This is a genomic window from Kineococcus mangrovi, assembly GCF_041320705.1.
GTDB classification, from domain to species: Bacteria; Actinomycetota; Actinomycetes; order Actinomycetales; family Kineococcaceae; genus Kineococcus; species Kineococcus mangrovi.
This window is the reverse complement of record NZ_JBGGTQ010000005.1, coordinates 71077-84966: the sequence shown is the minus strand read 5'-3', so window position 1 is coordinate 84966 and position 13890 is coordinate 71077. Positions and strand designations below refer to the sequence as shown.

Sequence of the window (13890 nt, the reverse complement as noted above, 5' to 3'; positions counted from 1 at the left end):
CACGGCACCGGCGCTCCGCACCCGGTCAGGGGACCCAGCGCCGCCGCTCGGCCGCCTGCAGGCGGGCGTCCTGGCGGGCGGCGGCCTTGGTCGGGTCCGGCCAGACCCGGTCGACGGCCGAGTTCAGGGCCGCGCCGATGAGCACCGTGATGGCCAGGAAGTAGAACCAGATGAGCACGACGATGGGGGCGGCCAGCGGACCGTAGATCGACGTCGAGGCGCCCGCGACGGAGAACGACAGCGCCCGGCGCAGCACCCAGGAGATGGCCAGCCACCCCAGCAGGGCCAGCAGCGCCCCGGGCACGTCCCGCCACCAGCGCGAGCGCACGGGCGTCGCCAGGTGGTACAGCGTCGCCAGGCAGAAGACGGACAGGACGAGGACGACCGGCCAGTACAGGGCGGTGAGCCAGCGCAGGTGCAGGGGCAGCCACTGCCCCAGCAGCTGCGGGCCGATGAGGACGAGCGGGACGACGACGACGCCCACGAGCAGCGCGACCAGGTAGGTCGACAGCGAGAGCAACCGGGTGCGGACGATGCCGCGGTGGCCACCGAGCCCGTACATGATGGCGATGGTGTCGACGTAGACGTTGAGCGCGCGCGAACCCGACCAGACGCTGACGGCGAAGGCCAGGACCGTCAGGTCGGCCCGTCCCCCGGTCGTGACGGAGTCGAACGTCGGGAGGATGACGTCGGAGATGGCCTGGGAGGTGAAGAACGCCTCGGTCAGGCGCGTCAGCTGCGCCCGGGCGGCCTCGACGTCCTCGGCCCCCAGCCACCGCCCCAGGTACCCCAGGCTCGCCACGAGCCCGAAGACGAGCGGCGGCAGGGAGAGCAGCGCGAAGAACCCGCCCTCGGCGGCCAGGCCCGTGACGCGGAACCGCATGCAGGCCTCGACGGTGCCGCTCGCCAGCGCCCGCAGGTCCCGCCAGACCCGGCCCAGCACCCGCAGCACCGGCGGCGCCGACGGGCGCACGCGGACGGTCACCCCCGGGGCGGGCCCGTCCCCGGCGTCGACGGCGCCCCGGGTCCCCGTCGCGTCCTCGGAGCGGGCCACGTCCATGTTCTCCTCGTCGCTGTCGCTCCTGCGCTCGCTCTCCCCGTCCCGGCAGCCCCCACCCGGAGGGGAGGGGTCCTCGGGCACCCGGCCACCGTACCCGGCGGCGGGGGGCCGGTTCCGTCGCCACTCCGGGACCGATCCCCCCGGCGCCGAGCGGTTCCGGGAGGTGCCGGGCGCCCGCAACCGACATGATGGCCCGGCACCACCCGCACGACGAGCACCTGCCACCGACCACCTTCGAGACCGCTGGAGGGACCCCCCCGATGCAGATCTGGCCCGGACGGCCCTACCCCCTGGGCGCCACGTACGACGGCGCAGGGACGAACTTCGCCCTCTTCTCCGAGGTCGCCGAACGGGTCGAGCTGTGCCTCATCGACGCGGACGGGACCGAGCAGCGCCTGGACCTGCCCGAGATGGACGGGTTCGTGTGGCACGCCTACCTGCCGGCCGTCCAGCCCGGCCAGCGCTACGGCTACCGCGTGCACGGCCCGTTCCACCCCGAGAGCGGTGCGCGCTGCCAGCCCGAGAAGCTCCTGCTCGACCCGTACGCCAAGGCCATCGAGGGGCAGGTCGACGGCGACGAGTCGCTGTTCAGCTACCACTTCGACCGGCCCGGTGAGGTCAACGACGACGACTCCCTCGGCCACACCATGCTGTCGGTCGTGGTCAACCCGTACTTCGACTGGGGCAACGACCGCCGCCCCGGGCACGAGTACCACGAGTCCGTCATCTACGAGGCGCACGTCAAGGGCCTGACGATGCTGCACCCGGACGTGCCCGAGGAGATCCGCGGGACCTACGCCGCGATGGCCCACCCGGCCGTCATCGACCACCTCGTCTCCCTGGGCGTCACCGCCGTCGAGCTCATGCCGGTGCACCAGTTCGTCCAGGACACCCACCTCGTGGACAAGGGTCTGACGAACTACTGGGGCTACAACACGATCGGGTTCTTCGCCCCGCACAACGCCTACTCCTCCACCGGCCAGCAGGGTCAGCAGGTGCAGGAGTTCAAGTCGATGGTGCGGGCGCTGCACGAGGCGAACATCGAGGTCATCCTCGACGTCGTCTACAACCACACCGCCGAGGGCAACCACATGGGGCCGACGCTGTGCTTCCGCGGCATCGACAACCAGGCGTACTACCGCCTCGTCGACGAGGACAAGAAGCACTACTTCGACACCACGGGCACGGGCAACTCCCTGCTCATGCGGTCCCCGCACGTCCTGCAGCTCATCATGGACTCGTTGCGGTACTGGGTGACGGAGATGCACGTCGACGGGTTCCGCTTCGACCTCGCCGCCACCCTGGCCCGCCAGTTCCACGAGGTGGACCGCCTGAGCGCGTTCTTCGACCTCGTCCAGCAGGACCCGATCGTCAGCCAGGTCAAGCTCATCGCCGAACCGTGGGACGTCGGTGACGGCGGTTACCAGGTCGGCGGGTTCCCCCCGCTGTGGACGGAGTGGAACGGGCGCTACCGGGACACGGTGCGCGACTTCTGGCGGGGTGAGCCCAAGACCCTCGGCGAGTTCGCCAGCCGCATCAGCGGCTCCTCGGACCTGTACGCGCACTCGGGCCGCAAACCCATCGCCAGCATCAACTTCATCACCGCCCACGACGGCTTCACCATGCGCGACCTCGTCTCGTACAACGACAAGCACAACGACGCCAACGGCGAGGGCGGAGCGGACGGCGAGAGCCACAACCGCTCCTGGAACTGCGGCGTCGAGGGTGAGACGGAGGACGCGGAGATCGTCGCCCTGCGGGCCCGCCAGCACCGCAACCTGCTGACGACGCTGCTCATGTCCCAGGGCGTGCCGATGATCCTGCACGGTGACGAGCTCGGCCGGACCCAGCGCGGGAACAACAACGTCTACTGCCAGGACAACGAGCTCTCCTGGGTCGACTGGGACCTGAGCGCGCCCCAGCGCGAGCTGCTGGAGTTCAGCCGTCGCGTCGTGGCGCTGCGGCGGGAGGAGCCGGCGTTCCAGCGCCGCCGCTTCTTCGCCGGCGAGGCCGGGCACGGCGGTGAGTCCGAGGTCGGGGACATCGAGTGGTTCTCCAACGAGGGCCACGAGATGACCGACGCCGACTGGGGCGACGCCTCCAACCGGACGGTGATGGTCTTCCTCAACGGCGAGGCCATCCCCGAGCCGGACCGCCGGGGTGAGCGCATCACCGGCGACTCGTTCCTCGTGCTCTACAACCCCTGGCACGAGACCGTCGAGTTCACCCTGCCGGAGAAGGCCTACGGCGACGACTGGCGCCCGCGCCTGGACACCGCCGACGACCAGGTCGGCATCATCTCCATCTTCACCGAGGAGTCGGCGTTCTCCCCGGGGGCCAAGCTCCCGGTGGCCTCGCGCTCCGTCCTCGTCCTGGCCCGTGGACCTCTGGGAGACAAGTGACCTACCGTCCCGCGGTGGTGCCCACCAGCACCTACCGCCTGCAGATCCAGCCCGCGTTCACCTTCGACGACGCCGCCGCCCAGGCCGACCACCTCGCTGCCCTGGGGGTCTCGCACGCCTACCTGTCCCCGGTGCTGGCCCCCGCGCAGGGCTCGACGCACGGGTACGACGTCGTGGACCACTCGCGGCTGAACCCCGAGGCCGGGGGGCGCCCGGCGTTCGACCGCCTCAGCCGGCGGTTGCGGGAGAACGGTCTGGGCGCCGTCGCCGACGTCGTGCCCAACCACGTGGCGGTCCCGACGCCGGCGAGCGACAACGCCCAGCTGTGGTCGGTGTTGCGCGAGGGCCCGGGGTCGCCGTTCGCGTCCTGGTTCGACGTGGACTGGTCCGTGCCGGACCGCGCGATCCTCATGGCCGTGCTCGGCCGGCGGATCGGGCAGGTGCTCGCGGCCGGGGAGCTGTCCCTGGACCGCTCGGGCGACGAACCCGTCCTGCGCTACTACGACCACGTGTTCCCGGTGCGGCCGGGGACGGAGGACCTCCCGCTGGAGCAGCTGGTGAACCGCCAGTGGTACCGGCTGGCGCACTGGCGGGTCGCCGACGAGGAGCTGAACTACCGGCGGTTCTTCGACGTCGACACCCTCGCCGCCGTGCGGGTGGAGGACCCCGAGGTCTTCGATGCGACGCACCGCCTGCTGCTGGAGCTCGTCCACGACGGTTCCCTGCAGGGTCTGCGCATCGACCACCCGGACGGCCTGGCCGACCCGCGGGGGTACCTGGACCGCCTGGCCGCCGCCACCCGCACCGGGTCCGACGAGCAGGACGCCAGCGCCTGGGTCGTCGTGGAGAAGATCCTCGAAGGTGACGAGCTGCTGCCCGAGGAGTGGGCCTGCGCGGGCACGACCGGCTACGACGCCCTGCAACGCGTGGGCGGGGTGTTCCTGGACCCCGCCGGTGCCGAGCCCCTGTCCACGGCCTACGCGGCGGCCACCGGGACGGCCACCCCGTTCCCGGCGCTCGTGGAGGAGGCCAAGCGCGAGGTCGTCGAGAACGGCCTGTACGCCGAGGTCCACCGCCTGGTGGAACTGCTGGCGGGCATCTGCCACGACGACGTGAACCTGCGCGACCACACCCGCCGCGGGCTGCACGAGGCCGTCGTGGAACTGCTGGTGGCCGTCGAGCAGTACCGGGCCTACGTGGTGCCCGGTGAGAGGGCCCCGCAGGACGCCGTCGACGTCCTCGACCACGCCGCGGCCACGGCCCGCACCCGACTGCCCGCCGAACGGCACGACACCCTCGCGGTCGTCGTGGACCTGGCCCTGGGCCGGGTCGGGCAGGAGGACGCGCGCGCCGCGGAGTTCGTCGTCCGCTTCCAGCAGACCTGCGGACCGGTCATGGCCAAGGGCATCGAGGACACCGCGTTCTACCGCTGGTTCCGGCTGAGCTCGCTCAACGAGGTCGGCGGTGACCCGACGCGGTTCGGCGTCTCCCCCGAGGAGTTCCACGCCTACGCAGCGCGCCTGGCGCGGGACTGGCCGACCACGATGACGACGCTGTCCACGCACGACACCAAGCGCAGCGAGGACGTCCGGGCCCGGCTGTCGGTGCTCTCGGAGTTCGCCGAGGAGTGGGCCACCGCCCTGACCTCGTGGCGGGACCTGGCCGCCGGGCACCGCGACGCCGACCTCGACGCCCGCACCGAGCTCCTGGTGTGGCAGACGGTCTTCGGGACCTGGGGGTCCGATGGGCCGATCGCCGCCGACCGGTTGCTGGCCTACCTGCAGAAGGCCACCCGCGAGGCCAAGGACCACACGACGTGGACCTCCCCGGACGAGGCGTACGAAGCCGCGGTGGAGAAGTTCGCGACCGGTGTCCTGGCCGACGAGGCGGTGCGCACCGCGGTGGGCGAGTTCGTCGCCCTCACCGGGGAGGCGGCCCGCGTCGCGGTGCTGGGCCAGAAGTTCGTGCAGCTGCTCATGCCGGGCGTCCCCGACGTCTACCAGGGTTCGGAGGTCGTCGACCTCTCCCTCGTGGACCCGGACAACCGCCGGCCCGTCGACTACGCGGACCGGCGCCGGCGCCTGTCGGCCCTGGACGGCGGGTCGGCACCGGCGGACCTGGACGACGAGAAGCTGCTCGCCGTCTCCCGCGCCCTGCGGGTTCGGCGCGAGCACCCCGCGGTGTTCGCGCGCGGGGACTACTCCCCCGTGCCGACCTCCAGCGGGAACGCCCTCGCCTTCGCGCGCGGCGCGGTCGACGCCCCCCGCGTCGTCGCCGTCGCCACGCGGCTGCCGGTGTCGTTGCAGCGCAACGGCGGGTGGGGGGAGCACACGCTGACGCTGCCCGAGGGCCGCTGGCGCAACGTGCTGGCGGGCGACACCGTCGTCGACGGCGGCTCGGTGCGGATCGCCGACCTGCTCACCGACCTGCCGGTGGCGTTGCTGGTCCGCCACGGCTGACCCCCTCCGGTCGCCGGGCGCCCGCACTTCGGACAGGCTGTGGCCATGCAGTTCGGAGTGTGGGCGCCGCGCGCGCGTGAGGTGGAACTCGTCCTCGACGGGACGGCGGTGGCCATGGAGCGCACCGGCTCCCCCCGGGAGGGCTGGTGGTCGGCCGAGGCCGACGCGGCCCACGGGGCGCGGTACGCGTTCCGCCTCGACGGCGGGGACGAGCGCCCCGACCCGCGCACGGGCTGGCAGCCCGGGGGCGTGCACGCGGCGAGCGCGGTCGTGGACCCCTCGACGTTCACCTGGACCGACGGCGACTGGGCCGGCAGGGACGTGCACGGGGCCGTGTTCTACGAGCTGCACGTGGGGACGTTCACCCCCGAGGGCACCTTCGCCGCGGCCACCGAGCGCCTCGACCACCTCGTCGACCTCGGCGTCGACGTCGTGGAGGTCCTGCCCGTCTCGGCGTGGGACGGTGCGTGGAACTGGGGGTACGACGGTGTCGCCCCGTACGCCGTGCAGCACGAGTACGGCGGCCCGGAGGGTTTCGCGGCGTTCGTGGACGCCTGCCACGCGAAGGGTCTCGCGGTCGCGCTCGACTGCGTCTACAACCACCTGGGGCCCAGCGGGAACTACCTGGGTGAGTTCGGTCCGTACTTCACCGACAAGCACGACACCCCGTGGGGTGCTGCGGTGAACCTCGACGACACGGGCTCGGTCGAGGTCCGGCGGTGGATCTGCGACAACGCCCTGCGCTGGTTCCGGGACTTCCACGTCGACGCGCTGCGGCTGGACGCGGTCCACGCCCTCGTCGACGACTCCGAGCAGCACGTGCTGCAGCAGCTGGCGGACGAGACCGCTGAACTGTCCACCCGGCTCGGGCGCCCCCTGGGCCTGGTCGCCGAGTCCGACCTCAACGACGCCGTCATGGTGACCCCCACCGCGCAGGGCGGGCGCGGCATGAGCGCCCAGTGGGACGACGACGTCCACCACGCGCTGCACGCCTGGCTGACGGGTGAGCGGCAGGGCTACTACGCCGACTTCGGCGACCCCGAGGTGGTGGCGACCACGTTCGAGGAGGCGTTCTTCCACGCCGAGCGGTTCTCCTCCTTCCGCGGGCGGGAGTGGGGGAAGAGGGTCGACCGCGCCGCGGTGCCGGGAACGGCGTTCCTGGGGTACCTGCAGACGCACGACCAGGTGGGCAACCGCGCCGTCGGCGACCGCATCGGGCACCTGCTGCCCCCCGCCCGGCAGGCCGCCGGCGCCGCCCTCTACCTGCTCGGCCCGTTCACCCCCATGGTGTTCATGGGCGAGGAGTGGAACGCCTCGACGAAGTGGCAGTTCTTCACGAGCTTCCCCGACCCCGAGCTGGGCAGGGCCGTGAGCGAGGGCCGCCGCGGGGAGTTCGGGCAGCACGGCTGGGACGCCGAGGACGTGCCGGACCCGCAGGACCCCGCGACGCGCGAGGCCTCGGTCCTGCGCTGGGACGAGGTCGGGCGCGACGGGCACGCCCGGATGCTCGCCTGGTACCGGACGCTGACGGGTCTGCGGCGCTCCGTCCCGGCCCTGGCCGACGCGGACCTGCGGGCGGTGCGGGTGGACGTGGCGGGCAACGCCCTCGTCCTGCACCGCGGTGACCACCGGGTCGTGGTGACCCTGGGCGGCGGTGCGGACGTCGACGTCGCGGGCACGCCGGTCGAGGTCGTCGCGGCGTGGACCGAGGGGCCCGGGCCCGAACTGCTCGGCGAGGGCGTGCGGACGGCCTCGGAGGGTGTCGTCGTCCTGCGCGTCGCGTGAGCGGGCCCGACGCACCGGCCGACCTGGTGCGCCGGGCCGCGGTGCGCATCGCGGCGCTGGCCCAGGACGGCCTGACGTACGCCGCCGGGGACCCGGCGAAGGACTACGACGCGGCGCGCTACCGCGAGCTCACCGAACTGGCGGCCGACCTGCTCGCGGCGGCCTCGACGAGCCCGCGGGAGGTCCTGCGCGCGGTGCTGGACGCCGACGCGGGGTACGCCACCCCCAAGGTCGACGTCCGCGCCGGCGTCCTCGACGCGAGCGAGCGGTTCCTGCTGCTGCGCGAGCGCAGCGACGGGCTGTGGTCGTTGCCCGGCGGGTGGGCCGACCCCGGGGACCGGCCGGGTCCGGCCGCCGAGCGGGAGGTGCTGGAGGAGACCGGCTGGCCCGTGGAGGCCGTGAAGGTCGTCGGGGTGTGGGAGCGCGAGGTCCGCGGCAAGCATCCGCCCCTGCCCGTCAGCGTCTTCCACCTGTACTTCCTGTGCCGGGTCACCGGCGAGCGCGTCGCCCCGAGCGAGCTGGAGACGCTGGAGGTCGGCTGGTTCGGCCTCGAGGAGCTGCCGGAGCTGTCCGGGCGCCGGGTCAACCGCTGGGAGCTGGAGCGGTTGCTCGCCCACCACCGCGATCCCACGCTGCCGACGGAGTGGGACTAGTCTGCGCTGTTGCCAACGACCCGCAACAGGCTGGAGCCCCTCCCGTGCGCTGGACCCGCGACGACTCGCGCAGGCTGCTGCGACTGCTCGGCGTCGTGCTGGCGCTGCACGTGCTCGGGTGGGGCGTGCTGGGCCTGTTCGTCGTCCCGCACGGGTACTCGGTCGGTGAGCAGGTGTTCGGCTGGGGCCTGGGTCTGACGGCCTACGTCTTCGGCGTCCGGCACGCCTTCGACGCCGACCACATCGCGGTGATCGACGGGACGACCCGCAAGCTGACCGGCGACGGCCAGCGCCCCCTGTCGGTGGGGTTCTGGTTCTCCCTGGGGCACTCGACCGTCGTGTTCGCGATGGCCCTCCTGGTCGCGACGGGCGCCCGGTTCGCCTCCTCGCTCGTCAGCGACGGGTCCGCGGCCCACGACGCGCTCGGGGTCTTCGGCACCTCGGCCGCGGGCGTGTTCCTGTGGGTGATCGGACTGGTGAACCTCGTCTCCCTCGCCGGCATCCTGCGGACCGCGCGGCGGCGCCGGCGCGGTGAGCTCGACGACGCGGCCCTGCAGCAGCGCCTCGCCCTCGACGGCGCGCTGGCGCGGGTCCTGCGGCGGTTCACCCGCAAGATCCGGTCCCCCCGGCAGATCTACCCGGCCGGGCTGCTCATGGGGCTGGGGTTCGACACCGCCACCGAGGTCGCCCTCCTGGTCCTGGCGGGCACGGCGGCCGTGACGCTGCCCTGGTACGCGGTGCTGGTGCTGCCCGTGCTGTTCACCGCCGGGATGAGCCTGTTCGACACCCTCGACGGGGCCTTCATGAACCTCGCCTACGACTGGGCGCTGGCGAACCCGTTGCGGCGCCTGGCCTACAACGGCGTCGTGACCGGCGTCTCGGTCGCCGTCGCCCTCGGCATCGGCACCGTCCAGCTCACGAGCGTCCTGCACGAGGAGCTCGGGCTCGCCGACGCGGTGACGACCTGGGTCTCGGGCCTGGACACCGAGCACGTCGGGTACGCCGTGGCCGGCCTGTTCCTCCTCGTGTGGGTCGCGGCCCTCGTGTGGTGGCGCGCGACGAACCGCTCCCCCGGTCCGCGGCGCGCGTCCGGCGAACCCGTCTGAGGCGGCGGCCTCACCCCGCGAGCGCCGCCCCGTCCCGGGCCAGCGCAGAGAGCCGCGACACGGCGCGCAGGTACTTCTTGCGGTAGCCCCCGCCGAGGAGCTCCTCGGTGAACACGGCGTCGAAGGGGACGCCGGAGGCGACGACGGGGATGTCGCGGTCGTAGAGGCGGTCGGCCAGGACGACCAGGCGCAGGCCGACCATCTGGTCGCTCACGGTGCTCACGCCCTGCAGGCACACCGCGGACGTCGACCCGACCATGGCGCCGTAGCGGCTGGGGTGGACCTCGGCCAGGTGGGCCAGGACGCGCGCGAACGTGTCGAACGTCGCCCCGCCGCGGCCGGCGGCGACGCGGCGGACCTCCTCGTCCGGCAGCGGGGCGGGGGCGGCGGGCAGCCCGCGGTGGCGGTAGTCCTCCCCGTCGACGCGCTGGACGGCGAACTGGCCGGCGAGCGCCTGGATCTCGCGCTGGAAGTCCTGCGCGGCGAAGCGGCCCTCCCCCAGCGCCCCGGGCAGCGTGTTGGAGGTCGCGGCCAGCTTCACGCCGCGGTCGACGAGCTCGCGCATGAGGCGGGACATGAGCACCGTGTCGCCGGGGTCGTCGAGCTCGAACTCGTCGATGCAGACGAGGTGGTGCGGGGCGAGCGCGTCGACGGCGGGCAGGAAGCCGAGCGCCCCGACGAGGTTCGTGTACTCGACGAAGGTGCCGTAGGCGGCCTTGCGGCCCCCTTCGGTGACGACCTGGTGGTACAGGGAGGACAGCAGGTGGGTCTTGCCGACGCCGAACCCGCCGTCGAGGTAGATGCCGGGCGGGCCCGAGGGCGCGCTGCGGCGACGGAACAGGCCCTTGCGGGCGGAGTCCTGGCGCACCACGGCGTCGCCGAACCCGGACATCCCGGCGACGGCCTCGGCCTGGGAGGGGTGCTCCGGGGAGGGCACGTAGGTGGAGAACCGCACGTCGGCGAAGCGCGGCGGCGGGACCAGCTCGGCGACCAGCTGCTCGGGCGGCACCCGGGGGTTGCGGTCGGCCAGGGAGTCCAGTCCGGCCTCGGGCCGCGGGGGGGAACCGGTCACGAACGCCCAGACTAGTGAGCGCCCGCCGTCCGCGCCGGACGGGTGTGCCAGGATCACCGGCGGCGGGAACGAAGACCGGACCTCCTGGGTTGAACCAGGAGCTGCGGTGGCCGGACCGCCGCCGCCCGCCGAGTCGCAGGAGGATCGACCGTGAGCACGCCGCTGGACACCGACGCCAAGCTCGCCGCGTACGCGCACCCGGAGAAGCTGGTGACGACGGCCTGGCTGGCCGAGCACCTCGGTGAGGACGGGCTCGTGGTCGTCGAGAGCGACGAGGACGTCCTGCTGTGGGACACCGGGCACGTCCCGGGTTCGGTCAAGGTCGACTGGCACACCGAGCTCAACGACCCCGTGACGCGCGACTACGTCGACGGCGAGGGGTTCGCCCGCCTCATGGCGGCCAAGGGCGTCTCCCGCGACGACACCGTCGTGATCTACGGCGACAAGAACAACTGGTGGGCCGCCTACGCCCTGTGGGTGTTCACGCTGTTCGGCCACCCCGACGTGCGCCTGCTCGACGGCGGGCGCGCCAAGTGGATCGCCGAGGGCCGCGAGACGACGACGGAGGCGACCCGGCGCCCCACGACGCAGTACCCCGTCGTGGAGCGTGCGGACGCGGCGATCCGCGCGTTCAAGGAGGACGTGCTCACCCACGTGCAGGCGCCCGGCGGCGGCAAGCTGGTCGACGTCCGCTCCCCGCAGGAGTACACCGGCGAACGCACCCACATGCCCGACTACCCCGAGGAGGGGACGGTCCGCGGGGGGCACATCCCCGGTGCCGACAGCGTGCCGTGGGCGCGCGCGGCCGCCGAGGACGGCACGTTCAAGTCGCGCGAGGACCTCGAGGCGATCTACCGGGACGAGAAGGGCCTGTCCCCGGACGACGACGTCATCGCCTACTGCCGCATCGGGGAACGCTCGAGCCACACGTGGTTCGTGCTCTCCCAGCTGCTCGGTTTCGGCTCCGTCCGCAACTACGACGGTTCCTGGACCGAGTGGGGCAACGCGGTGCGCGTCCCGATCGCGAAGGGGCCCGAGAAGGGTTCCGCGGGAACGTCCGCGTGAGCGGCGCCGCGTCCGAGGACCTGGACCCGATCCCGACCGCCGGGCTGCCCCCCTCGATGGCCGAGGTCATCGAGGACTTCCAGGCGCTGCCGGAGACCGAGCGCCTGCAGCTGCTGCTGGAGTTCAGCCAGGGCCTCAAACCCCTCCCGCCGCAGTTCGAGGGCCACCTCGAGAAGATGGAACGCGTCGACGAGTGCCAGTCACCGGTGTTCGTCTCCGTGGAGGTCGACGAGTCCTCCTCGGTCCACCTGCACGTGTCCGCGCCCCCGGAGGCGCCGACGACGCGCGGTTTCGCGGGTGTGCTGCAGGAGGGGCTGGAGGGTCTGCCGGCGCAGGTCGTCCTGGACCTGCCCGGGGACGTGTGCCACCGGCTGGGACTGGACAGGGCGGTCAGCCCGCTCCGGATGCGGGGCATGACCGGGATGCTGGCGCGGGTCAAGCGCCAGGTGAGGGTCGCGACCGCGACCTGACGGAGGGAACGCACGTGACAGAGCTCCAGGAGCCCGGCAGCGAGCTGCTGGGTCAGCAGCACCCGTCGTTGCCGGTGGTCCGGGTCGGGGAGGCGACGCTGCCCACGACCTCGGGCACGTTCCGCGCCGTGGCGTACCGGCAGGCGGACGGGGTCGAGCACCTCGCGCTCCTGACCGGGGAGGTCGGCGACGGGCACGACGTGCTCGTGCGGATGCACTCCGAGTGCATGACCGGCGACGTGCTGGGGTCGCTGCGCTGCGACTGCGGTCCGCAGCTGCACGCCGCCCTCGACGCGATCTCGGCCGAGGGCCGCGGGATCGTCCTGTACCTGCGCGGCCAGGAGGGGCGGGGCATCGGGCTGGCGGAGAAGATCGCGGCCTACGCCCTCCAGGAGCAGGGCCGCGACACCGTCGAGGCGAACCTCGACCTGGGGCTGCCGGTGGACGCCCGCGACTACACCGGGGCCGTGGCCGTGCTGCGCGACCTCGGGGTGCGCGACGTCGAGCTGATGACGCACAACCCGGTCAAGGTCGAGGCTCTCCAGGCGCACGGCGTGCCGGTCGTGCGCCGGCGCGACCTACCCGTGGCCCCGACGAGCGACAACCTGCGCTACCTGCGCACCAAGCGGGACCGGATGGGGCACCGCCTGCCCGGGGTGGGCTGAGTCGTGAGCATCGAGGCGCGGCCCGCAGCGGGGCGGGCGGGGTCCACCGGCTCCTCGACGGGCCTGGACGACTGGGCCGCGCTGCTGGAGCTGGCCCGGGAGGAGGACCCGCTGCTGGTGGCCGCGGGTCTGCGCGTCCGGGCCGGCGGGGAACTCGTGGACCGCTACGCCCCGCTGCTGCTGGCCGGACGCCGCGGCGTCGTCGCGCAGCTCGGTCAGAGCCTGGACGGCTGCATCGCCACGGCCTCCGGCGACTCCAACTTCGTCACCGGTGAGGCCGACCGGGAGCACCTGCACCGGTTGCGCGCGCTCGTGGACGCCGTCGTCGTGGGGCCGGGGACGGTGGACTCGGACGACCCCCAGCTGACCGTCCGGGCCGTTCCCGGGCCGAACCCCGTGCGGGTGGTCCTGGACCCCCGCAGCAGCCTGCGCGACCGCGCCGTGCTGACCGACCCGGCGACGGTGCACGTGCGCGGCGACCTCGCCCGGGACCCGGTCGCGGTGCTGGACCTGCTGCGCGAGCGGGGGTTGCGCCGGCTCCTGGTCGAGGGTGGCGGCACCACCGTGAGCCGGTGGGTCGACGCCGGGCTCGTCGACCGCCTCTTCCTCACGGTCGCCCCGCTCGTCGTCGGTCGCGGTGGGCGGCGCGGTCTGGCCCTGCCGGACGTCGAACCGCTGCAGGACTGCCTGCGCCCGCCCGCCCGCCGCCACCTGCTCGGTGAGGACGTCTGCTTCGAGCTGGACCTGCGCGCCGGTTAGGGCTCGACGGTCAGGGCCACCGCGACGCGCCGGCCCCTGACCCGTCCCCGGCGCTGCGCCAGCTCCTCCACCGCGTCGAACAGCCGGAACTGCAGGCCGTACTTGCCGGCCAGGACGCGTTCGACCTCGGGCAGCCGCTCGTCGGGCAGGACCTCGGCGGTCCCGTCGACGGGACGGCCGAAGGGCTTGCCCCGCTGACTGCACGGCGCCAGCAGGACGTGGCCGTCGCGGCGGACGCGCTTGACCTTGCCGGTGTCGTCCCGGGTCACGAGCACGAGCCGGCCGTCCCCGAGGGGGGCCACCCACACGGGGGTGGGCACGAGCCGGCCGTCCCGGCGGAACGTCGTCAGCAGGACGTACGAGGTCCCGGCGAGCAGTCCGGCCACCCGGTCCG

General features: G+C 73.4%; 11 protein-coding genes and 1 pseudogene. 9 read left to right on the top strand and 3 right to left on the bottom strand.

Annotated elements, in window-relative coordinates; translation table 11 throughout:
• Positions 1 to 25: 25 nt before the first annotated feature.
• Positions 26 to 1141: a YihY/virulence factor BrkB family protein gene (locus tag AB2L28_RS11710; protein ID WP_370718991.1), complete on the bottom strand. Its 1116-nt coding sequence runs from the start codon at positions 1139 to 1141 to the stop codon at positions 26 to 28.
• A 179-nt stretch (positions 1142 to 1320) separates the two neighbouring features.
• Between AB2L28_RS11710 and glgX the strand changes: the two genes are divergently transcribed.
• The 5 genes from glgX to nicT are packed head-to-tail and all read left to right on the top strand — an operon-like array spanning position 1321 to position 9465.
• Positions 1321 to 3462, top strand: coding sequence for a glycogen debranching protein GlgX (gene glgX / locus AB2L28_RS11705; RefSeq protein ID WP_370718990.1), 2142 nt, complete (start codon positions 1321 to 1323; stop codon positions 3460 to 3462).
• A gap of 14 nt (positions 3463 to 3476) precedes the next feature.
• Positions 3477 to 5921: a malto-oligosyltrehalose synthase gene (treY, locus tag AB2L28_RS11700; protein ID WP_370718988.1), complete on the top strand. Its 2445-nt coding sequence runs from the start codon at positions 3477 to 3479 to the stop codon at positions 5919 to 5921.
• A 45-nt stretch (positions 5922 to 5966) separates the two neighbouring features.
• Positions 5967 to 7706 (top strand): malto-oligosyltrehalose trehalohydrolase, encoded by a 1740-nt coding sequence (gene treZ, locus AB2L28_RS11695; protein ID WP_370718986.1) that lies wholly within the window; start codon positions 5967 to 5969, stop codon positions 7704 to 7706.
• Positions 7703 to 8359: an NUDIX hydrolase N-terminal domain-containing protein gene (locus tag AB2L28_RS11690; RefSeq protein WP_370718984.1), complete on the top strand. Its 657-nt coding sequence runs from the start codon at positions 7703 to 7705 to the stop codon at positions 8357 to 8359. The genes treZ and AB2L28_RS11690 overlap by 4 nt, the downstream gene beginning before the upstream one ends.
• A gap of 44 nt (positions 8360 to 8403) precedes the next feature.
• Positions 8404 to 9465, top strand: a complete 1062-nt coding sequence (nicT, locus tag AB2L28_RS11685; protein WP_370718982.1) for a Nickel transporter NicT — start codon at positions 8404 to 8406, stop codon at positions 9463 to 9465.
• Between the two features lie 10 nt (positions 9466 to 9475).
• On the opposite strand, the gene zapE is transcribed toward nicT, so the two are convergent.
• Positions 9476 to 10537, bottom strand: a complete 1062-nt coding sequence (zapE, locus tag AB2L28_RS11680) for a cell division protein ZapE (protein ID WP_370718981.1) — start codon at positions 10535 to 10537, stop codon at positions 9476 to 9478.
• 150 nt (positions 10538 to 10687) lie between these two features.
• Here zapE and AB2L28_RS11675 point away from each other — a divergent pair, with 150 nt between their 5' ends.
• The 4 genes and pseudogenes from AB2L28_RS11675 to AB2L28_RS11660 all read left to right on the top strand — a co-directional run bounded on the left by AB2L28_RS11675 (position 10688) and on the right by AB2L28_RS11660 (position 13496).
• Positions 10688 to 11602 carry a sulfurtransferase gene (locus AB2L28_RS11675; protein WP_370718979.1) on the top strand — a complete coding sequence of 305 codons (915 nt, stop codon included), beginning with the start codon at positions 10688 to 10690 and terminating at the stop codon, positions 11600 to 11602.
• Between the two features lie 56 nt (positions 11603 to 11658).
• Positions 11659 to 12072 (top strand): SufE family protein, encoded by a 414-nt coding sequence (locus tag AB2L28_RS11670; protein ID WP_370719440.1) that lies wholly within the window; start codon positions 11659 to 11661, stop codon positions 12070 to 12072.
• A 41-nt stretch (positions 12073 to 12113) separates the two neighbouring features.
• Positions 12114 to 12737: pseudogene (ribA, locus tag AB2L28_RS11665) on the top strand (GTP cyclohydrolase II); the annotation flags it as partial.
• Between the two features lie 90 nt (positions 12738 to 12827).
• Positions 12828 to 13496: a RibD family protein gene (locus tag AB2L28_RS11660; RefSeq protein ID WP_432525848.1), complete on the top strand. Its 669-nt coding sequence runs from the start codon at positions 12828 to 12830 to the stop codon at positions 13494 to 13496.
• On the opposite strand, the gene AB2L28_RS11655 is transcribed toward AB2L28_RS11660, so the two are convergent.
• On the bottom strand, positions 13493 to 13882 hold the full coding sequence (locus AB2L28_RS11655) for a PPOX class F420-dependent oxidoreductase (protein ID WP_370718973.1): 390 nt from the start codon (positions 13880 to 13882) through the stop codon (positions 13493 to 13495). The two genes, AB2L28_RS11660 and AB2L28_RS11655, sit on opposite strands and share 4 nt — an antisense overlap.
• Between the last annotated feature and the right edge of the window lie 8 nt (positions 13883 to 13890).

Bases quoted from the DNA above. Each gene is read 5' to 3' on its own strand.
- glgX (WP_370718990.1), top strand. From the start codon at position 1,321: ATGCAGATCTGGCCCGGACGGCCCTACCCCCTGGGCGCCACGTACGAC.
- treZ (WP_370718986.1), top strand. From the start codon at position 5,967: ATGCAGTTCGGAGTGTGGGCGCCGCGCGCGCGTGAGGTGGAACTCGTC.
- AB2L28_RS11670 (WP_370719440.1), top strand. From the start codon at position 11,659: ATGGCCGAGGTCATCGAGGACTTCCAGGCGCTGCCGGAGACCGAGCGC.